The 18,965-nt window shown below is 73.6% G+C and carries 17 protein-coding genes; 6 read left to right on the forward strand and 11 right to left on the reverse strand.

Features of this window, described 5'->3' with window-relative positions:
• Positions 1 to 30 precede the first annotated feature (30 nt).
• The 7 genes from pheT to infC form a co-directional block, all read right to left on the reverse strand.
• A complete protein-coding gene (pheT, locus tag ABT247_RS21340) occupies positions 31 to 2,532 on the reverse strand; it encodes a phenylalanine--tRNA ligase subunit beta (protein WP_350744447.1) in 2,502 nt (833 codons plus the stop codon).
• The gene (gene pheS, locus ABT247_RS21345) at positions 2,532 to 3,653 is read right to left on the reverse strand and encodes a phenylalanine--tRNA ligase subunit alpha (RefSeq protein ID WP_350744448.1); all 1,122 of its coding nucleotides are present in this window, start codon (positions 3,651 to 3,653) and stop codon (positions 2,532 to 2,534) included. The genes pheT and pheS overlap by 1 nt, the downstream gene beginning before the upstream one ends.
• A gap of 247 nt (positions 3,654 to 3,900) precedes the next feature.
• A complete protein-coding gene (locus ABT247_RS21350; RefSeq protein ID WP_350744450.1) occupies positions 3,901 to 5,004 on the reverse strand; it encodes a sensor histidine kinase in 1,104 nt (367 codons plus the stop codon).
• A gap of 119 nt (positions 5,005 to 5,123) precedes the next feature.
• Positions 5,124 to 5,990 (reverse strand): TrmH family RNA methyltransferase, encoded by an 867-nt coding sequence (locus ABT247_RS21355; RefSeq protein WP_350744452.1) that lies wholly within the window; start codon positions 5,988 to 5,990, stop codon positions 5,124 to 5,126.
• A gap of 152 nt (positions 5,991 to 6,142) precedes the next feature.
• Positions 6,143 to 6,538: a 50S ribosomal protein L20 gene (gene rplT, locus ABT247_RS21360; protein WP_030055649.1), complete on the reverse strand. Its 396-nt coding sequence runs from the start codon at positions 6,536 to 6,538 to the stop codon at positions 6,143 to 6,145.
• A 107-nt stretch (positions 6,539 to 6,645) separates the two neighbouring features.
• A complete protein-coding gene (gene rpmI, locus ABT247_RS21365) occupies positions 6,646 to 6,840 on the reverse strand; it encodes a 50S ribosomal protein L35 (RefSeq protein ID WP_030286227.1) in 195 nt (64 codons plus the stop codon).
• 139 nt (positions 6,841 to 6,979) lie between these two features.
• Complete coding sequence (infC, locus tag ABT247_RS21370; RefSeq protein ID WP_350744471.1) at positions 6,980 to 7,684, reverse strand: translation initiation factor IF-3; 705 nt, start codon at positions 7,682 to 7,684, stop codon at positions 6,980 to 6,982.
• A 510-nt stretch (positions 7,685 to 8,194) separates the two neighbouring features.
• Here infC and ABT247_RS21375 point away from each other — a divergent pair.
• Positions 8,195 to 8,572 carry a DUF1844 domain-containing protein gene (locus tag ABT247_RS21375; protein ID WP_350744453.1) on the forward strand — a complete coding sequence of 126 codons (378 nt, stop codon included), beginning with the start codon at positions 8,195 to 8,197 and terminating at the stop codon, positions 8,570 to 8,572.
• A gap of 56 nt (positions 8,573 to 8,628) precedes the next feature.
• On the opposite strand, the gene ABT247_RS21380 is transcribed toward ABT247_RS21375, so the two are convergent.
• Entirely contained in the window at positions 8,629 to 9,402 is a 774-nt protein-coding gene (locus tag ABT247_RS21380; protein WP_350744455.1) for an SseB family protein, read from the reverse strand.
• 201 nt (positions 9,403 to 9,603) lie between these two features.
• On the opposite strand from ABT247_RS21380, the gene ABT247_RS21385 reads away from it, so the two are divergent.
• A complete protein-coding gene (locus ABT247_RS21385; protein ID WP_350744457.1) occupies positions 9,604 to 10,821 on the forward strand; it encodes an amino acid deaminase/aldolase in 1,218 nt (405 codons plus the stop codon).
• Between the two features lie 271 nt (positions 10,822 to 11,092).
• Positions 11,093 to 12,013, forward strand: coding sequence for a lytic polysaccharide monooxygenase auxiliary activity family 9 protein (locus ABT247_RS21390; protein WP_350744459.1), 921 nt, complete (start codon positions 11,093 to 11,095; stop codon positions 12,011 to 12,013).
• 139 nt (positions 12,014 to 12,152) lie between these two features.
• On the opposite strand, the gene ABT247_RS21395 is transcribed toward ABT247_RS21390, so the two are convergent.
• The 3 genes from ABT247_RS21395 to ABT247_RS21405 form a co-directional block, all read right to left on the reverse strand.
• Complete coding sequence (locus tag ABT247_RS21395; protein WP_350744461.1) at positions 12,153 to 13,310, reverse strand: DUF2510 domain-containing protein; 1,158 nt, start codon at positions 13,308 to 13,310, stop codon at positions 12,153 to 12,155.
• 150 nt (positions 13,311 to 13,460) lie between these two features.
• The gene (locus ABT247_RS21400; protein ID WP_350744463.1) at positions 13,461 to 14,258 is read right to left on the reverse strand and encodes a 3-oxoacyl-ACP reductase; all 798 of its coding nucleotides are present in this window, start codon (positions 14,256 to 14,258) and stop codon (positions 13,461 to 13,463) included.
• A gap of 91 nt (positions 14,259 to 14,349) precedes the next feature.
• Positions 14,350 to 15,735 (reverse strand): glutamine synthetase family protein, encoded by a 1,386-nt coding sequence (locus ABT247_RS21405; protein WP_350744465.1) that lies wholly within the window; start codon positions 15,733 to 15,735, stop codon positions 14,350 to 14,352.
• Positions 15,736 to 15,890: 155 nt separating this feature from the next.
• Here ABT247_RS21405 and ABT247_RS21410 point away from each other — a divergent pair, with 155 nt between their 5' ends.
• The 3 genes from ABT247_RS21410 to ABT247_RS21420 all read left to right on the forward strand — a co-directional run bounded on the left by ABT247_RS21410 (position 15,891) and on the right by ABT247_RS21420 (position 18,873).
• Entirely contained in the window at positions 15,891 to 16,613 is a 723-nt protein-coding gene (locus ABT247_RS21410; RefSeq protein WP_350744467.1) for a gamma-glutamyl-gamma-aminobutyrate hydrolase family protein, read from the forward strand.
• A 218-nt stretch (positions 16,614 to 16,831) separates the two neighbouring features.
• Positions 16,832 to 17,911: a cation diffusion facilitator family transporter gene (locus tag ABT247_RS21415; RefSeq protein WP_350744469.1), complete on the forward strand. Its 1,080-nt coding sequence runs from the start codon at positions 16,832 to 16,834 to the stop codon at positions 17,909 to 17,911.
• Between the two features lie 59 nt (positions 17,912 to 17,970).
• Positions 17,971 to 18,873 carry a 5'-3' exonuclease gene (locus ABT247_RS21420; protein WP_350744473.1) on the forward strand — a complete coding sequence of 301 codons (903 nt, stop codon included), beginning with the start codon at positions 17,971 to 17,973 and terminating at the stop codon, positions 18,871 to 18,873.
• Positions 18,874 to 18,965: the final 92 nt, after the last annotated feature.

The following is an 18,965-nucleotide window of genomic DNA, read 5'->3' on the forward strand; positions in this document are numbered from 1 at the left end:
GGGCCCCTCGGGCCCAGCGGTGTGCCGGCGTCAGGCGCCGCGCAGCACGGCGCCGGTGCGGCTGACGGCCTCGGCGACGGCCGCCTCGCGGGCGGCGGTGGCCTCGTCGGCGGTCAGCGTGCGGTCGGTGGCGCGGAAGCGCAGCGCGTAGGCCAGCGACTTCTTGCCCTCGCCGATCTGCTCGCCGGTGAACACGTCGAACAGCCGGATGGCCTCCAGCAGTTCGCCCGCGCCCGCGCGCAGCGCGGCCTCCACCTCGGCGGCCGGGACGGCGGCGTCGACCACCAGCGCGACGTCCTGGGTGGCCACCGGGAACCCGGAGACCACCGGGCCCTCGACCTTGCGGACGCCGTCCGCGGTCAACAGGTCGACGTCGAGCTCCATGGCCGCGGTGCGGGCCGGCAGCCCGAGCGCCTTGACCACCCGCGGGTGCAGCTCGCCCGCGTGCCCGACCACCCGGTCGGTGCCGGCCACGACCAGGGCCGCGCAGCGGCCCGGGTGCCAGGGTGCGCGCTGGTCCTGGCGGACGGTCAGCTCCACGCCGGCCGCGCGGGCCACCGTACGGGCGGCCTCGACCGCGTCCGCCCAGGAGGCCTGGGCGCCCTTGCCCCACCAGCCGGAGGGCAGCCGCTCACCCGCGAGGGCGACGGCGACCCGGCGCGGCTGGTCCGGCAGCGCGGCGTCCAGCGCGGCCAGCTCCTCGTCGCTGGGCCGGTGGTCGACGGCCGGGCGCGGGGCCACGGTCAGCTCGTCCTTGGGCAGGAAGACGGTGCCGGTCTCGAAGACCGCCAGGTCGGTGTTGCCCCGGCCGACGTTGCGCCGCAGCGCGCCGAGCAGGCCCGGCAGCAGCGTGGTGCGCAGCGCCGGCTCCTCGTCGTTGAGCGGGTTGACCAGCTTCACCGTGCGGCGGCGCCGGTCGTCCGGCTCCAGGCCGAGCGCCTCGAAGGCGGCCTCGGCGAGGAACGGGTAGTTGTTGACCTCGACGTAGCCCGCTCCGGCCAGCGCCACGCCGATCCGGCGGTGGACCCGCTGCGCCTCGGTCAGGCCCTTGCCCGGCGGCACGTTGGGCATCCGGGCGGGGACGTTGTCGTAGCCCTCCAGCCGGATGACCTCCTCGGCGAGGTCGTACGGGTCGGTGAGGTCGGGCCGCCAGGTGGGCGGGGTGACCTCGAGGACGTCGGCGCCCGAGACGGAGCAGCCGATCTCCTGGAGGCGCCGGGTGACGGTCTCGCGACCGTACTCGGTGCCGGCGACCCGGTCGGGCAGGTCGGCGGCGATGGTGATGGTGCGCACCGGGTGCGGGGCGGCGATGTCGGTGACCCCGGCCTCGGCGGTGCCGCCGGCGATCAGCACCAGCAGGTCGACGGCGCGCTGCGCGGCGGCGCGGGCGGCCTCCGGGTCGACGCCGCGCTCGAAGCGCTTGGACGCCTCGGAGGGCAGCTTGTGCCGCTTGGCGGTGCGGGCGATGGACACCGGGTCGAAGTGCGCCGCCTCGATGATCACCTCGGTGGTGCCCGGGCCCGCGGCCGGGTCGAGGATCTCGGTGGAGGCGCCGCCCATGACGCCGGCCAGCCCGATCGGGCCGCTGTTGTCGCAGATCAGCAGGTCCTCGGCGGCGAGCTTGCGCTCCACGCCGTCCAGGGTGGTGAGGGTCTCGCCCTGCTCCGCCCGGCGGACCGTGATCGGGCCGTCCACGCGCTGCTTGTCGTAGGCGTGCAGCGGCTGGCCGACCTCGAGCATCACGTAGTTGGTGATGTCGACGGCCAGCGAGATCGGACGGATGCCCGCCTTCTGCAGGCGGCGCTGCAGCCAGATCGGGGACTTCGCGTTCGGGTCGACGCCGACGACCGTCCGGGCCACGAAGCGGTCGCAGCCGGCCTGGTCGTTGACCTTGACCAGGTAGCCGAAGGAGTTGGCCGGCGGCACGTCGAGCAGTGCCGGGTCGGCCAGCGGCAGCCCGTACGCGGTGGCGGCCTCACGGGCCACGCCGCGCATGGACAGGCAGTAGCCGCGGTCCGGGGTGACGGCGATGTCCAGCACCTCGTCGACCAGCTGGAGCAGCTCGATGGCGTCGGTGCCGGGCTCGTACTCGGGCGGGAGCACGATGATGCCGTTGTGGTCGTCGCCCATGCCCAGCTCGCGGGCGGAGCAGATCATGCCGGCCGAGGTGTGGCCGTAGGTCTTGCGGGCCGAGATCGGGAACGGGCCGGGCAGCACCGCGCCCGGGAGCACGACCACGACCTTGTCGCCGACGGCGAAGTTGGTCGCGCCGCAGACGATCTCCTGCGGCTCACCGGTGCCGTTGGCGTCGCCGACGTTGACGAAGCAGTGCCGGATCGGCTTCTTGAAGCCGGACAGCTCCTCGATGGAGAGCACCTCGCCGACCACCAGGGGGCCCTTGAGGTCGGCGCCGAGCTGCTCGACGGTCTCGACCTCCAGGCCGGCCCGGACCAGGCGCTCGGCCACGTCACGGCCGGTCTCGCCGGCCGGCAGATCGACGTACTCGCGCAGCCAGGAAAGCGGGACGCGCATCAGATCTCCATCCCGAACGGGAGGGTGAAGCGCACGTCACCCTCGACCATGTCGCGCATGTCCGCGACGTTGTGACGATTCATCAGGATCCGCTCCAGGCCCAGGCCGAAGGCGAACCCGCTGTAGCGGTTCGGGTCCACGCCGCAGGCGACCAGCACCCGCGGGTTGACGACGCCGCAGCCGCCGAGCTCGATCCAGCCCTCGGAGGAGCAGGTGCGGCACGGGCGGTCCGGGTTGCCGACGCTCTCGCCGCGGCACACGAAGCACTGCAGGTCGATCTCGGCGCTCGGCTCGGTGAACGGGAAGTACGACGGGCGCCAGCGCAGCTCCAGGCCGCCGCCGATCAGCTTCTCGACCAGCACCTCGATGGTGCCCTTGAGGTCGGCGAAGGTGATGCCCTCGTCGACGGCGAGGCCCTCGACCTGGCGGAACACCGGGGTGTGGGTAGCGTCCAGCTCGTCGGTCCGGTAGACCCGGCCGGGGCTGATCGCGTACAGCGGGGGCTCGCGGTCGAGCATGGTGCGGATCTGCACCGGGGAGGTCTGGGTGCGCAGCACGACGCCGGAGTCGGCGGAGCCGTCCGGGGCCTGGACCCAGAACGTGTCCTGCATCGAGCGGGCCGGGTGGTCCTCGTGCAGGTTGAGGGCGTCGAAGTTGAGCCACTCCGCCTCGACCTCGGGGCCCTCGGCGACCTGGTAGCCCATCGCGACGAAGGTGTCCTCGATGCGCTCGGCCAGCGTGGTCAGCGGGTGCCGGGCGCCGCGCGGGGTGCGGTCGTACGGCAGCGTGACGTCCACCGCCTCCTCGACCAGCACGCGGGCGTCCCGCTCCGCCTCCAGCTCGGCCTGCCGCTTGGCGAGCGCCTGGTTGACGGCGCCGCGGGCCTGGCCGATCAGCTTGCCGGCGGCTGCCTTGGCGTGCGGCGGAAGGGCGCCGATCTCGCGGTTGGCGAGCGAGAGCGCGGAGCGGTCGCCGGTGTGGGCGACCTTGGCCTGCTTCAGCTCGTCCAGGGTGCCGGCGGCGGCGAAGGCGGCGATCGCCTCGTCCCGCGCCTGCTCCACCACCTCGGGCTTGAGGGCCTCGACCTCGACCGGGTCGTACGACTTGTTGGGTGCCGACATCTCTATCTTTCCCGTGCTCCTGCTCGTCCGTGCTCAGGTGTGTGGGCTCGCCTTCGCGTCACGCCCGGCGGGGCCGGGGCGCGGGCACAGCCGATCTCCGTGTCAACGGGGAGAGGTGTCCGCGGCACAGCCGCACAGGGCGTTGCGCAACGCCAAAGGTCGAGTGTAGTCGCAGCGCGTAGCGCGGCTGCCGTCAAGCCCGTCCGGGACCGACTTCCAGCAGGCCCTGCTGGTGGCTCGTGCTCCGTCAGAGCATGAAGTCGGGCACCCCGGCGGGCAGGATAAATCGGAACCGGGCGCCGCCGCCGGGCGCGCGGTCGACCCTGATCGAGCCGCCGTGGGCCTCCACGATGCCCTTGACGATGTAGAGGCCCAGGCCGGTGCCACCGCGCTTGGAGCCCCGCCAGAAGCGGGTGAAGACGCGCGGCATCGACTCCTCGGGGATGCCGCTTCCTTCGTCGCTCACGGTGACCGCTGTGCCTTCCACGATGCGGGGCGGGGTGCCGGAGCGCTCCCAGACGGGCGCCTCGACGACCTCCTTGGCCGGTGCCACCTCGATCGTGACAGTTCCCTCGCCGTGGCGCACCGCGTTTTCCAGCAGGTTGGCCAGCACCTGGTCGACCTTGTCCGGATCGGCCCAGAGCACGGTCAGCGGCTCGCCGATCCGGACGTCGAACCGCTCCTCGGGGATGCCGGTGGCGACCTTCCGCTCGACGTGCCGGCGCACCGCGGCCGCGAGGTCCACCACCTGCTTGCGCAGCTCCAGCCGCCCGGAGTCGATCCGGGAGATGTCCAGCAGCTCGGCGATCAGCCGGGTGACCCGGTCGGCGTCGGCGTCCACCGTCTCGAGCATCAGGCGCTTCTGGCCGTCGGTGAACCGCTCCCACTTGGCCAGCAGGGTGGCGGTGAAGCCCTTGACGCTGGTCAGCGGGGAGCGCAGCTCGTGCGCGACGGTGGCGATCAGCTCGGCGTGGCTGCGCTCGGTGCGGCGCCGGGCCTCGGTGCCGCGCAGGGCGATCACCAGCCGCTGCAGCGGCCCGCACGGCGCGGCGCGGACGTACCGGGCGGAGACCAGCACCTCGCGGCCGCCGGGCAGCAGCAGGTTGCGCTCCGGCTGGCGGGTGCGGGTGGCCAGGCCGCCGTACGGGTCGGTCAGCTGCCACCAGCGGCGGCCGTCCAGGTCCTCCAGCGGCAGGGCGTCCTCCAGGGCGCTGCCGAGCGCGGCCTCCGGGAGCACGCCGGTGAGCCGGGCCGCGGCCCGGTTGAAGCAGACCACCCGGCCCAGCGCGTCGGCGACCACCAGGCCGTCCGGCAGGTCGTCCGGGTCGAGCTCTGGCCCGCTGCCGACCATGGGTTGCCTCCCCGATTACCCACCGTGCCGTTCCCCCCACCGAGGCAGACCATAGCGCCTCGCAGGCCCACGCAGTAGGGCTTGCAGCGTGGTGATCCGGGCGTGCCCCGGGGCGGGTGTCAGCTGTTCGAGCGGCAGCCGCCGGGCGAGCGCTGCGCCCGGGCCGAGGCGTACAGGCAGACGGCCGCCGCGGTGGCCAGGTTGAGGCTCTCGGCATGCCCGTGGATCGGGACGCGCACGACCTCGTCGGTGAGCGCGCGGGTCTCCTCCGGGAGCCCCCACGCCTCGTTGCCGAACACCCACGCGCCGGGGGCGCCCAGGGTGCCCTCGTCGAGCTCCTGGTCCAGGTCGCGGTCGCCCGCGCCGTCCGCGGCGAGCACCCGGATCCCGGCCTCGCGCAGCTTCCCGACCGCCTCCTCGACCGGCACGCCGACGGCCACCGGCAGGTGGAACAGGCTGCCGACGGAGGCCCGGACGGCCTTCGGGTTGTAGAGGTCCACCGAGGCGTCGGTGAGCACCACAGCGTCCGCGCCGGCCGCGTCGGCGGTGCGCAGCACCGTGCCGGCGTTCCCGGGATCGCGCACGTGGGCGAGGATCGCCACCAGCTTGGGCCGGGCTTCGAGCACCTCGGCGAACGGGGTGTCGATGAAGCGGCAGAGCGCCACGATGCCCTGCGGGGTCACCGTGTCGCAGAGCCCGGCGATCACCTCGTCGGTGGCGGTCAGCACCGGCAGCCCTTCGGCGAGGGCTGCGTCGACGATGTCGGCGTGCCGCTCGGCGGCCTCCAGGCCCACGTACACCTCGACCACCACGTGCTCGGCCGTCCCCGGGAGCCGGCCGAAGGCGACGGCCTCCCGCACGGCCTGCGGGCCCTCGGCCAGGAAGCGGCGCTCCTTGGTGCGCTGGTTGCGCTTGGCCAGCCGGCGGGCGGCGACGACGCGCGGCGAGCGCAGGGAGGTGAGCAGGGGGGTGTCGGTGCTCGGCATGGTCTCGTTCTCTGTGGCGGGGTGCGCTGCGTGCGGGACGGGGAACCGGGGCGGCGGCGCAGGCGGAAATGCGGAGGCGCGGGCGGGAAACGCAGAACCGGACCCGCAGGACAGCCTGCGGGTCCGGTCAGAGCTCAACCGATCTCGGAAGATCAGGCGGCGTCCGCGGCGGCCTTCGGGGCGTTCACGTCGGCCGGCAGCGCCTTCTGGGCGACCTCGACCAGGGAGGCGAACGCACCCGGGTCGTTGACGGCCAGGTCGGCCAGCATCTTGCGGTCGATCTCGACGCTGGCGGCCTTCAGGCCCTGCACGAAGCGGTTGTAGGTGATGCCGTTGGCACGGGCCGCAGCGTTGATGCGCTGGATCCACAGCTGACGGAAGTCGCCCTTGCGCTTCTTGCGGTCGTTGAAGTTGTAGACCAGCGAGTGGGTGACCTGCTCCTTGGCCTTGCGGTACAGGCGCGAGCGCTGGCCGCGGTAGCCGCTGGCGCGCTCCAGGATGACCCGGCGCTTCTTGTGGGCGTTGACTGCCCGCTTGACGCGTGCCACTTGATTACTCCTTGGGTTGGACCACGGACTACTTCACGTGGTCCGTCATTCGAATGGGTCGGGAAGGATCAGCTGCCCGCGCCGGCTCGCGCCGGGCGGGAGGGCGATCACTTGCCGAGAAGCTTCTTGATCTTCTTGGCGTCAGCGGGGGCCATCTCGACGGTCCCGGCCAGCTTGCGGGTCAGCGTCGAGGGCTTGTGCTCCAGGAGGTGGCGGCGACCGGCGCGCTCGCGCAGCACCTTGCCAGAGCCACTGATCTTGAAGCGCTTGCTGGCGCCACTGTGCGTCTTCTGCTTCGGCATTTCGCCGTATCTCCTCGTCGGTCCCGTCCACACCCGCGCGACCTGGGCCGCGCGGGCGTGAACTGGATGGATCTTCGTGACCGGGCGGGACGCCCTGTCACTCGGGGGCCGAACCCCGGACTGCCGTGAGCCTCGCGGCTCAGGCGCCCTGGGGGGCGGCCGGCTGCTCGGCCGGAGCCTCGGCCTCGGGGGCCTGGGCCTCGGCCGGGGCGTCCTGCACCTCGGTCGCGGCGTCCTCGTCCGCGGCGGCGGCGTCGGAGCCGGAGGTCCGGCCCTGCCGCTCGGCCTTGCGGGCGTCCGCGAGGGCGCGGGCCTCGGCCATCGCCTCGGTCTTCTTCTTGTGCGGGCCAAGAACCATGATCATGTTTCGGCCGTCCTGCTTCGGCGAGGACTCGACGAAGCCCAGGTCCTGGACGTCGTCGGCGAGCCGCTGCAGCAGACGGAAGCCCAGCTCGGGGCGGGACTGCTCACGACCGCGGAACATGATCGTGATCTTGACCTTGTCGCCCTGCTTGAGGAACCGGACGACGTGACCCTTCTTGGTGTCATAGTCGTGCGGGTCGATCTTCGGCCGGAGCTTCATCTCCTTGATGACCGTGTGCGCCTGGTTCTTGCGCGCCTCACGGGCCTTCATGGCCGACTCGTACTTGAACTTGCCGTAGTCCATGAGCTTGCACACCGGCGGCCGGGCGGTCGCCGCGACCTCGACCAGGTCGAGGTCGTACTCCTGCGCGAGCTCCAGCGCCTTGGCAAGCGGCACGATGCCGACCTGCTCGCCGCTGGGACCGACGAGTCGCACCTCCGGAACGCGAATCCGGTCGTTGATGCGGGGCTCGGTGCTGATGGGGCCTCCTCGGTTGCACCTTCTGCGATGCGGCCGTCGGACGGCGGTCGCACGTAGTGGACTCGACCACTGGGCGGGGCTTCATTCGAGCTGCGCTGCCCGGCGCCTTCCGGCACCTGCACCGCGACACGAAAAAAGCCCCGCTCGGTACAAGCGGGGCTCCACACAACCGGGGGCTGCGCCCGGTGAGGGGCGCTGCGGGCGACTCGGCGCCGTGGCGCCCGTCGCGGACCGGACCCGTCGACCGCGAGGCCGATCAGGTGGGAGACTTTCGCGGTTGCCCTCTCGGGCCTCCTTGCAGTGGAGCCTCCACTTGCTGGCCGGGGGCCCATGCGGGATCCCGGCCGGTCAGTCTCGAAGCATACAGCGCCGGGAGGTCGAACGCTATTCCGCCCCGCCCCGGCGCCCGCTCCGCGCGTCACGGGGCCCCGCCACGGTGCCCGCTCCGTACGTGACGGGCCCCTTGTACGCTCCACCTGTACCCACTCGGCACGAAGGAACGAGCCCCCCTTGAGCAGCGAGCCCACTCAGCACCCCGGCGCGGACGACGACGCGATCGGCTTCGACGACCTCACCCGCGACATCGCCGAGGTCCCGGCCGTCGAGGTGATCACCACCGTCGCCGTCCACCTGATGAGCGCGGCCGCGGTCAAGTGCGGCCTCGCCGAGGGCGGCGAGAAGGACAAGGACCTGGACGAGGCCCGCAAGCTGATCACCGCGCTCGCCGGGCTGGTCACCGCCGGTGCCCCGGAGATCAGCAACTTCCACGCGGCCCCGCTGCGGGACGGCCTGCGCTCGCTCCAGCTGGCCTTCCGCGAGGCCTCGCTCGTCCCGGACGCGCCGGGCGCGGGGCCGGGCGAGAAGTTCACCGGGCCCGTCTACTCCTGAGACCGGTCCGAAGGGCCGCCCCCCGGTGGGCGGCCCTTTCGCTGGGCACCTCGGTTCTACCGCCGGTACAGCGCCTCCCCCGGCAGTTGCGCGCTCGCCGGGAGCACCGCGAGGTCCAGCCCGCGGTCCAGCCGCACCCGCAGCACCGGGTCCCCCGCCACCGCCCGGCCGAGGCGCTGCGCGGCCGCCTGCAGGCCCGTCCGGTCCAGCGCCGGGTCGAACACCACGGCGAGCACCCCGTCCGAGTCCTCCGAGGGCGCCAGCAGCCCGCTGACCACCTGCGGCTCGGCCGCCAGTAGCGCCCGGACCGCCTCGCGCACCTCCGGGTCCGCCACCGGCGGCAGGTACGGGCGGTTCTCCGCGAGCGCCCGCAGCCGGGCACCGGTCAGCAGGAAGGGCACCGGCCCGGCGGGGTCGACCAGCAGGGTGTCGGCGCGCTCCGAGAAGGCCACCATGGCGGCCTGCGGGGCGGCCGTCGGCGCCGGGCGGGCGTCGGCGCGCCAGCGGGCGAGCGTCTCCAGCGAGGTGAAGGCCGGCAGCGCCCGGCGCCCGTCCGGGGCCTCCAGCACCGGGACGGCCATGTCGCTGCTCTTGTCGTGCCGGTGTCCGTGCTCGTCCACCTCGACCTCGCCGAGCAGGGCCACGATCGGGACCATCAAGCGGGTCGGGGTCAGCGCCGCCAGCACCTCGGGCTCGGCCGTGCGGTCCTGCGACCAGCGGGCGAGGGCCGCGGTCAGCGCCGGGTCCGCCGTGCCGTCGTCGTCGGAGAAGCCGGGATTCGGGATGCTCTTGCCGACGAACGCCGGGTTGGGGAAGTCTTCGCGGTCCACCCGGCCGACCCTATGCCACCGCGGGCCCGCGGCCGCATTCCGCTGCACGGCCCCGGCGCCCGGCCGCGCTCCCGGGCGGTGAAGCCGGAGACCAGCGCCCTCACCCCCGCGGCACCCGACCGCGCTCCGCGCCCCGGCCCGCGCGGTTCCGGTGCGCCCGCACCCCTACCCACCGGTAGCGCGCTGTGGCACCCTGCGGCCATGGTGATGCTCGACGCTCCCGCTCCCGCCCCGGTCTCCGACCGCCACCGGTACGACCGGGCCACCGCCCACCTGGACGGGCCGGTGGCCGTGGTGGACCTCGCCGCCTTCGACGCCAACGCCGCCGACCTGGTGCGCCGGGCCGGCGGGAAGCCGATCCGGGTCGCCAGCAAGTCGCTGCGCTGCCGGGCCCTGCTGGAACGGGCGCTGGCCGTGGACGGGTTCCTCGGGGTGATGACCTTCACCCTCGACGAGTCGCTCTGGCTGGCCCGCACCGGCGTGCGCGACATCCTGCTCGCCTACCCCTCCGCCGACCGGGACGGCTACGCCGAGCTGACCGCCGACCCGGAGCTGGCCCGCGGGATCACCGTCGTGCTGGACGACCCGGCCCAGCTGGACCTGATCGACAAGGCCCGCTCCGGCGACGCCGAGGTGCGGGTCTGCCTGGAACTCGACACCGCCCTGCACCTGCTCGGCGGGCGGGTCCGGGTGGGCGCGCGGCGCTCACCCCTGCGCACCCCGGAGGACCTCGGCGCCTTCGCCGAGCTCGTCCAGCGCCGCCCGGGCTTCCGGGTGGTCGGACTGATGGCGTACGAGGGGCACATCGCCGGGGTGGGGGACCGGGTGCCGGGCCGGCCGGTGCGCTCCCGGCTGATCCGGCTGATGCAGGACCGGGCCCGGGCGGAGCTGGTCGAGCGGCGCGCGGCGGTGGTCCGCCGGCTGCGGCAGGTCGCCGAGCTGGAGTTCGTGAACGGCGGGGGCACCGGCAGCGTGGAGTCCACCGCGGCCGAGCGGGCCGTCACCGAGGTGGCGGCCGGATCGGGGCTGTACCAGCCGCAGCTGTTCGACAACTACCGCGCCTTCCGGGGCCGTCCGGCCGCGCTGTTCGGCCAGCCGGTGGTGCGCCGCCCGGGGGTCGGCGTGGTGACGGTGCTCGGCGGGGGCTACCCGGCGTCCGGCGCGGCCGGCCCGGACCGCTCGCCGGTGCCGTACCTGCCGCCGGGGCTGCGTTACGACCCGATGGAGGGCGCGGGCGAGGTGCAGACCCCACTGCTCGGCTCCGCGGCGGACGACCTGCTGATCGGCGACCGGGTCTGGTTCCGGCACGCGAAGGCGGGCGAACTGTGCGAGCGCTTCGCGGAGTTGCACCTGATCGAGGGGGACCGGATCGTCCGGACGGTGCCGACCTACCGGGGCGAGGGGAAGACCTTCCTCTGACCGGTTCCGGGCCTCCGGGCGCCGGCCGGTCTTTCGGCAGCCTTAAGCGGGCCCGAGGGGACACCTAATTCCGGTGTCCTCTCGGGCCTTTGCGCTGCCCGGCGCCCTACGATCCGTCAACGAGCGTGTCACGCACGGCTATTGCCATCTGGTCCAGACCAATCCTACGCTCTGGCCGGGGCCCGCGGTCCGGGCCGGCGGTCCCCGGACGGGCAGGCGTGTCCGCTCTCCCCCACACCCGCCCGGAACGACGGCCGAGGAGCCCCACCCCATGTCCATCAAGCACAGTGTCCTGTCCGCCGGCGTGGTCGGTGCCGCGGTGCTCGCGGTGGCCGCGACCACCGCCGGCACCGCCCACGCCCACGGCACGATGACCAACCCCGTCAGCCGGATCGCCGCCTGCTACGCCGAGGGCCCCGAGCACCCGGTCTCCCAGGTCTGCAAGGACCTCGTCGCCGCGAGCGGCACCCAGCCGCTGTACGACTGGAACGAGGTCAACATCGCGAACGCGGCCGGCAACCACCAGGCCCTGATCCCGGACGGGAAGCTCTGCTCCGCCAACCGCGACAAGTACGCGGCGCTGGACTGGCCGCGCACCGACTGGCCGGCCACCCCGGTCAGCGCGGGCGCCTTCGCCTTCCAGTTCCGCACCACCGCACCGCACGTCGGCACCCAGACCGTCTACATCACCAAGGCGGGGTACGACCCGACCAAGCCGCTGAAGTGGTCGGACCTCGACCCGACTCCGGTGGCCCGGGTGCAGGTCGACCGCACCGCCGCCAACGGCTACTACACCTACTCCGGCACCCTGCCGCAGCGCACCGGGCGCCAACTGCTCTACATGATCTGGCAGCGCAGTGACAGCCCCGAGGCGTTCTACAGCTGCTCGGACGTCGACTTCGGCACGCCCAAGGCCGCCGGGGCCCCGGCCGTCTCCTCGCTCGCCGCCCCGGCCGCGCCCAGCGACGCGCAGATCGCCGCCGACGCGCCCAGGTCCACGGTCGCCCACCACGGCCACGGCGGTGACCCGAACGCCCCCGCCGGCCAGCCGCTGCCGACCACCTCGGCGGCCGTGGCCGGCACCTCGGCCACCGGTCCGCTGCTGCTGGCCGGCGCCGCGGCGCTCGGCGTCGGCTGGGCGGGCATGGTGCTCCGGCGCCGTCGCGTCGAGGCTGTTCGACGCGACTCCTGACGCCGGAAGCGGGGCCGGGCCGGTCCACCCCCGTCCGGTCCGGTCCCGTGGCCGCGTCGACGCGAGGGGCCGAACGACGGCGGCCCACCCGGGAGGGGGTGCTCCCGGGTGGGCCGCTCGCGGCGTGAGGAGCGGGGGCTCAGGTGGTCTCGGTCCCCGAACCGTCGGGGCTGCCCGCGCCGCCCGAGCCGCCGGTGCCGCCCGAGCCGCCGCCCGGCATCCCCGGGAGGCCGGGGATGCCGGGGACGGTCGGCAGCTTGCCCTTGTAGTCGGCGATGCCCTTGACGATGGTGTCCATCACGGCGACGTCCGGCGCCTTGTCGGCGATGTCGAAGCCGAAGTGCACCGAGACCAGCGACTTGCCGTCCGAGGACGGGAAGACCACGGTCTGCACGTAGCCGCTGTTGCCCTTCGCCGCGTTCACCTTCCAGCGGACCAGGTAGCCGTCCTGCCCGTCGACCTTGACGGCCTCGGACTTGAGCTCCTGGTGCCCGGTGCTGTCCCCGTACGCCTCCTTGGCGGCCTTCTCGATGTCCGCCTTGGCCGCCGCCTGGACGTCGGTGCCGCCGCCGTCGATCCGGCCGGTGGTCACCCCGCCGAGGGTGCACTGGCCGGTGCCGTCCGGGCAGGTGTACGAGCCGATGGTGATCGCCGCGTAGCCGTCGGGGGTCTGGTCGGCCTGCCAGCCGGCGGGGACGGGCAGGGTGAGCTTGTTCACCAGGTCGAGCGCCTTGCCGGCGCCCGGCCGGGACTTGCCGCCGCCGTTGCCCCCGCCTCCGCTGCCGCCGTTGCCATTGCCATTGCCACTGCCGCCGCCGAAGCCGGGAAGGCCGCCGAACGGGCCGCCGCCGTCGGGCGCCGGCAGCTGCCGGGCGCTGCGCTGGCTGCGGTCCTTGCCGTGGCCGTCCATCGCCAGGTAGGTGATGCCCGAGCCGGCTCCCAGACCGAGCAGGGCGGCGACGGCCGTCGCCACCACCAGCCTGGAGGGCTTGCGCCAGGCCCGGCGCGGCGCCTTCGCGGGCTCACCGACGGCACCGTAGGCGGTGCCGAAGGGCGGAGGCTCCGGGTAGCGGACCGTCGGGCCGCCCTCCAGGACCTCGCCCTCCAGCACCGTGGGCCGCTCGGCCGCGCCCGGCCCCGGAGCCGCGGCGGCCGGGGCCTCCGGCTGCGGCGCGTCCGAGGGTGCGGGCCGGGTGTCGGCCGTCCAGCCCCTGCCGTCCCACCACCGCTGCGGTCTCGGGTCGCTGGTGGTGTCCTTCGGGTCCGGGTACCACCCGGCTGGAATCTGCTCGCTCACACCAGAGAATGTAAAGGCAGCCGGATAAACGCGAAATCAGCGCAGCCGCGAATTCCCGCGGTTTTCGATGAGATTACGGTGAGAAGCACCGGCGGCCCCGGCGCCCGGGCTGCCCGTGGGTTCCGGCACCTCCCGCACTTCCCGCCGGTCCTACAGCGGCGTGACGTACGCCCCGGAGATGCCGCCGTCCACCAGGAACTCGCTCGCGGTGATGAACGAGGAGTCGTCGCTCGCCAGGAAGGCCACCGCGGCGGCGATCTCCTCGGCCCGGGCGAAGCGGCCGAGTGGGATGTGCACCAGCCGGCGGGCCGCCCGTTCCGGATCCCGGGCGAACAGCTCGCGCAGCAGCGGGGTGTCCACCGGCCCGGGCGAGAGCGCGTTCACCCGGATCCCCTCCCGGGCGAACTGCACGCCCAGCTCGCGGGACATCGCCAGCACCCCGCCCTTGGAGGCGGTGTACGAGATCTGCGAGGTCGCCGCGCCCATCCGGGCCACGAAGCTCGCGGTGTTGATGATCGAACCCCGCCCGTGCCGGCGCATGTACGGCAGCGCGGCCCTGCAGCACAGGTAGACCGAGGTCAGGTTGACCTCCTGGACCCTGCGCCAGGCGTCCAGGCCGGTGGTCAGGATCGAGTCGTCCTCCGGCGGCGAGATGCCCGCGTTGTTGAAGGCGACGTCCACACTGCCGTAGGTCTCGTACGCCTCGTCGAACAGCGCCTCGACCATGTACGGGTCGGTGACGTCGGTGTGCACGAACAGCCCGCCGACCTCCCTGGCGGCCGCCCGCCCGGTCTCCTCGTCCAGGTCCGCGCAGACCACCCTCGCGCCCTCGGAGGCGAGCCGGCGCGCGGCCGCCAGCCCGATGCCGCTGCCCGCGCCGGTGACCACGGCGGTGCGGCCGGCCAGGCGGCGGCAGACCGCCTCGTCCTTCCCGGGCTTCTCGGTCATCGGGTGCTGCTCCTCGCTGTGGACGCGGACACGGACGTGTGCCTGGACTTCTCGTTCTCGGTGGCGCGGCGCGGCGCGTGCGGCCGAGCGCTCACATCCGTTCGAAGGACCGGTAGCGCTCCCAGTCGGTGACGGCCCCGTCGTAGGCGGCCTGCTCGACCCGGGCCATGTTCAGGTAGTGCTCGACCACGTCGTCGCCGAAGGCCTCCCGGGCCAGTTCGCTCTCGGCCCACAGCCCCGCCGCCTCGCGCAGGGATCCGGGCACCCGGGCGTACTCCTCCACCGCGTAGGCGTTGCCCAGGCAGGGCGCGGGCAGGTCCAGCTTGCGCTGGAGGCCGTGCAGGCCGGCCGCGATCATCCCGGCCACCGCGAGGTACGGGTTGACGTCGCCGCCGGGCACCCGGTTCTCCATCCGCAGTCCCGGGCCGTGGCCGACCACCCGGTAGGCGCAGGTGCGGTTGTCCCGGCCCCAGGCGACGGCGGTCGGGGCGAAGGAGCCGGGGCGGTAGCGCTTGTAGGAGTTGATGTTGGGCGCGTACAGCAGGCTGAACTCCCGCAGGGCGACGAGCTGACCGGCCAGGAAGTGCCGCATGGTGTCGGTCATCCGGCCGTCCCGGTCGGCGAAGGCCGGGGCGCCCACCGCGTCGCGCAGCGACAGGTGGATGTGGCAGCTGTTGCCCTCGCGCTCGTCGTACTTGGCCATGAAGGTGAGGGCGCAGCCCTGCTGGGCGGCGATCTCCTTGGCTCCGGTCTTGTAGACGCTGTGCTGGTCGCAGGTGGTGAGGGCGTCGGCGTACCGGAAGGCGATCTCGTGCTGGCCGAGGTTGCACTCGCCCTTGGCGGACTCGACGGTCAGCCCGGCACCGGCCATCTCGTTGCGGATCCGGGACAGCAGCGGCTCGATCCGGGCGGTGCCCAGCATCGAGTAGTCCACGTTGTAGAGGTTGGCCGGGGTCAGGCCGCGGTAGCCGCCGAGCCAGGCCTGTTCGTAGGTGTCGCGGAAGACCAGGAACTCCAGTTCGGTGCCGATGTCGGCGGCCAGCCCGTACTCGGCGAGCCGGGCGATCTGCCGGCGCAGCAGCTGGCGCGGCGCGGCGTCCACCGGGTGCCCGCCGTGCCGGGCCAGGTCGGCGGTGACCTGCGCGGTGCCGGGCTGCCACGGCACGAGCCGCAGGGTGCCGAGGTCGGGGCGCATCGCGAAGTCGCCGTAGCCGGTGGCCCAGGACGAGAAGGCGTAGCCGTCCACGGTGTTCATGTCCACGTCCACGGCCAGCAGGTAGTCGCAGGCCTCGGCGCCCGTCTCGGCGACCTCGTCGAGGAAGAACCGGGCGGCGAACCGTTTGCCCTGCAGACGCCCCTGCATGTCGGTGAACGACAGCGCGACGGTGTGCACCTCGCCGGCGTCCACCAGGGTGCGCAGCTCGTCCAGGGTCAGCGGCGGCCGGGGCGGTGAGCCCGCGGCGGCGTTCTCGGGCATGACGGCACCCTCCTCCTCGATCACTCTTCGAGTTCAACCGGTCACAGCGAACCGTACGGCCTGCGGCTCACGGCGCGGAAGAGGGCGGGCAGGTGTGGCGCGCCGATATGCGTGGTTGACGAGGGATCAGACGGTACGGGAGGAGAATGCGCGCCATGGATCGCAGGCCTTTGATCGGTGTCAGCACCTACCTGGTGGACGCGAGTTGGAACGACTGGCGGGGACGCCGGGTCGCCCTCCTGCCGGAGCGGTACACGGCGTACGTCCAGAACTCCGGCGGCATCGCCGTGCTCCTGCCGCCCGACGCCCCCGAACGCGCCTCCGAGGTGCTCGCCCGGCTGGACGCCCTGGTCGTCGCCGGCGGCCCGGACATCGACCCGGCGTACTACGGCGAACCGGCGCACCCGCTGACGGCGGTGGACTCGCCGGAACGCGACGTCTGGGAGGTCGCGCTGCTCCGGGGGGCGATGGCGGCGGGGATGCCGGTGCTGGGGATCTGCCGGGGGATGCAGGTGCTCAACGTGGTCTGCGGCGGCACGCTGCTGCAGCACCTGCCGGACGTGCTGGACGTGGACGTGCACGCGGGCTCGCCCGGGGTCTACGGCGCCCACGTGGTGCGGCCGGTGCCCGGGACGCTGCTGGGCGGGCTGCTCCCGGAGACCGAACTCGAGGTGCCGTCCTTCCACCACCAGGCGGTGGGCCGGCTGGGGTCGGGCCTGCGGGTGAGCGCGCTCGCGCCGGACGGCACGGTGGAGGCGGTGGAGGGGCCGGGCTTCACGCTGGGCGTGCAGTGGCACCCGGAGCAGGGGGACGACCTGCGGGTGATGTCGGCGCTCGTCCGGGCCGCCACCGCGGCGGCGCTGGACGCGGTGGGCTGAGCGGCCGGGCCGGCGGCCGAACGCCTTCGGGCCGCGGCCACCGGGCGGCGCCGCCGAGCCGGGGCCGGGCGCCACCGCCTCGGCCGCCCGGCCGGTTCGAACGGCAACGACAACGGTCACCAGTACAGCCTTTGGATCTTTGTCGATTCTGCGGTTCACTTCGAGTGCGGGGCGATCGCGCCCCGCGATCGCACCCCGTGCGCCCGGAGAGGACGTCGATGGCCAGGCACGAGCATTCGCAAGATGATCATGCGCATGACCACCAGCACTCGCAGCGCCACGGGCACGATCAGGGGAAGGGCCACGCGCACGGCCACGGAGGCCACGGCGGCCACTCGCACGGCGTCGCCGCGGACGCCGACCGCCGCTGGCTGCTCAGCGCCCTCGCCCTGATCGTCGTCTTCATGGCCGGCGAGGTCGCCGTCGGCTTCGCCGCCCAGTCGCTGGCCCTGATCTCCGACGCGGCGCACATGCTGACCGACGCCGCCTCCATCGTGCTGGCACTGGTCGCGATGCGGCTCGCCGCCCGGCCCGCCCGCGGCGGCTACACCTACGGGCTCAAGCGCGCCGAGATCCTCTCCGCCCAGGCCAACGGCGTGACGCTGCTGGTGCTGTCCGCGTGGCTGGGCTACGAGGCGGTGTTCCGGCTGATCGAGCCGCCCGAGGTCACCGGCTCACTGGTGCTGATCACCGCGCTGGTCGGGATCGTCGTCAACCTCGCCGCCACCTGGTGCATGTCGAAGGCCAACCGCAGCTCGCTGAACGTCGAGGGCGCCTTCCAGCACGTGCTCACCGACCTGTACGCCTTCATCGCCACCGCCGTCGCCGGCCTGGTCGTGCTGACCACCGGCTTCGCCCGGGCCGACGCGATCGCCTCGCTGATCGTCGTCGTGCTGATGCTCAAGGCCGGCATCGGGCTGGTCCGCGACTCCGGCCGGATCTTCCTGGAGGCCGCCCCCGCCGGGATCGACCCGGACGCGGTGGCCGACCGGCTGGTCGCCGAACCGCTGGTCGAGGAGATCCACGACCTGCACATCTGGGAGATCACCTCCAACCAGCCGGCCCTGTCGGCGCACATCCTGGTCACCCCCGGCGGCGACTGCCACGCGGTCCGGCGCCAGCTCCAGCGCCGGCTGGCCGACGAGTACGGGATCACCCACAGCACCCTCCAGGTCGACCACGTCGGCGAGGACGAGGCGGGCGCACTGCTGCAGATCGCCGCCCCGGGCGACCCGACCGCCGAGCACTGCGCCGACGCCCACGGCCCGGTGCACCGCGCCGGACCGCACGAGCACTGAGAACCGGGTCTTCGTCAGCGCGGTGCGGCATGATCTGAGGCGTGACCGCACCGCGACTGATGCTGCTCGACTCCGCCAGCCTGTACTTCCGCGCCTACTTCGGTGTCCCGGACACCCTGCGCTCACCGCAGGGCGAGCCGGTGAACGCCGTCCGGGGCCTGCTGGACTTCATCGCCCGGCTGGTCCAGGACCACCGCCCCGACCGGCTGGTGGCCTGCATGGACGCCGACTGGCGCCCGCAGTGGCGGGTGGACCTCGTCCCCTCGTACAAGACCCACCGGCTCGCCAAGGACGCCGAGGACGGCGAGGAGGAGGTGCCGGACACGCTGGCCCCGCAGGTCCCGGTGATCGAGCAGGTGCTCGACGCCCTCGGCATCGCCCGGGTCGGCTCCCCCGGCTACGAGGCGGACGACGTCATCGGCACCCTCACCGCCCGCGCCGACGGCCCGGTGCAGATCGTCACCGGCGACCGCGACCTCTTCCAACTCGTCGACGACGCCCGGCAGATCACCGTGCTTTACCCGGTCAAGGGCATGGGCAACCTCCAGGTCACCGACGACGCGGTGCTGCTGGAGAAGTACGGCGTGCGCGGCGCCCAGTACGCCGACCTGGCCGCCCTGCGCGGGGACCCGTCCGACGGCCTGCCCGGGGTCAAGGGCGTCGGCGAGAAGACCGCCGCCCAACTGATCAACGAGTACGGCGACCTCGCCGCCATCCGGGCCGCCGCCGCCGATCCCTTCTCCAAGCTGACGCCCGCCCGCCGCAAGAACATCCTCGAGGCCGCCGGCTACCTCGACGTCGCCCCCACCGTCGTCCGCGTCGCCACCGACGCCCCGCTCCCCGACTTCGACCCGGCCCTCCCCCACGAGCCCCTCGACCCGATGACGCTGGAGCACCTCTCCACCCGCTGGGGCCTCGGCACCTCCCTGGAGCGCGTCCTCGAAGCCCTCGCCGCCCGCTGAGCAACGCGGACGGAGGTGCTCCGCGACCACGACGGCGCTCGCGGACGGCATCACCCCGATCGGCCTCTACCGCAGCCTCGCCGAGGAGCGGC

The sequence above is a fragment of the Kitasatospora sp. NPDC001539 genome, assembly GCF_040298565.1.
In the GTDB taxonomy this organism is placed as follows: domain Bacteria; phylum Actinomycetota; class Actinomycetes; order Streptomycetales; family Streptomycetaceae; genus Kitasatospora.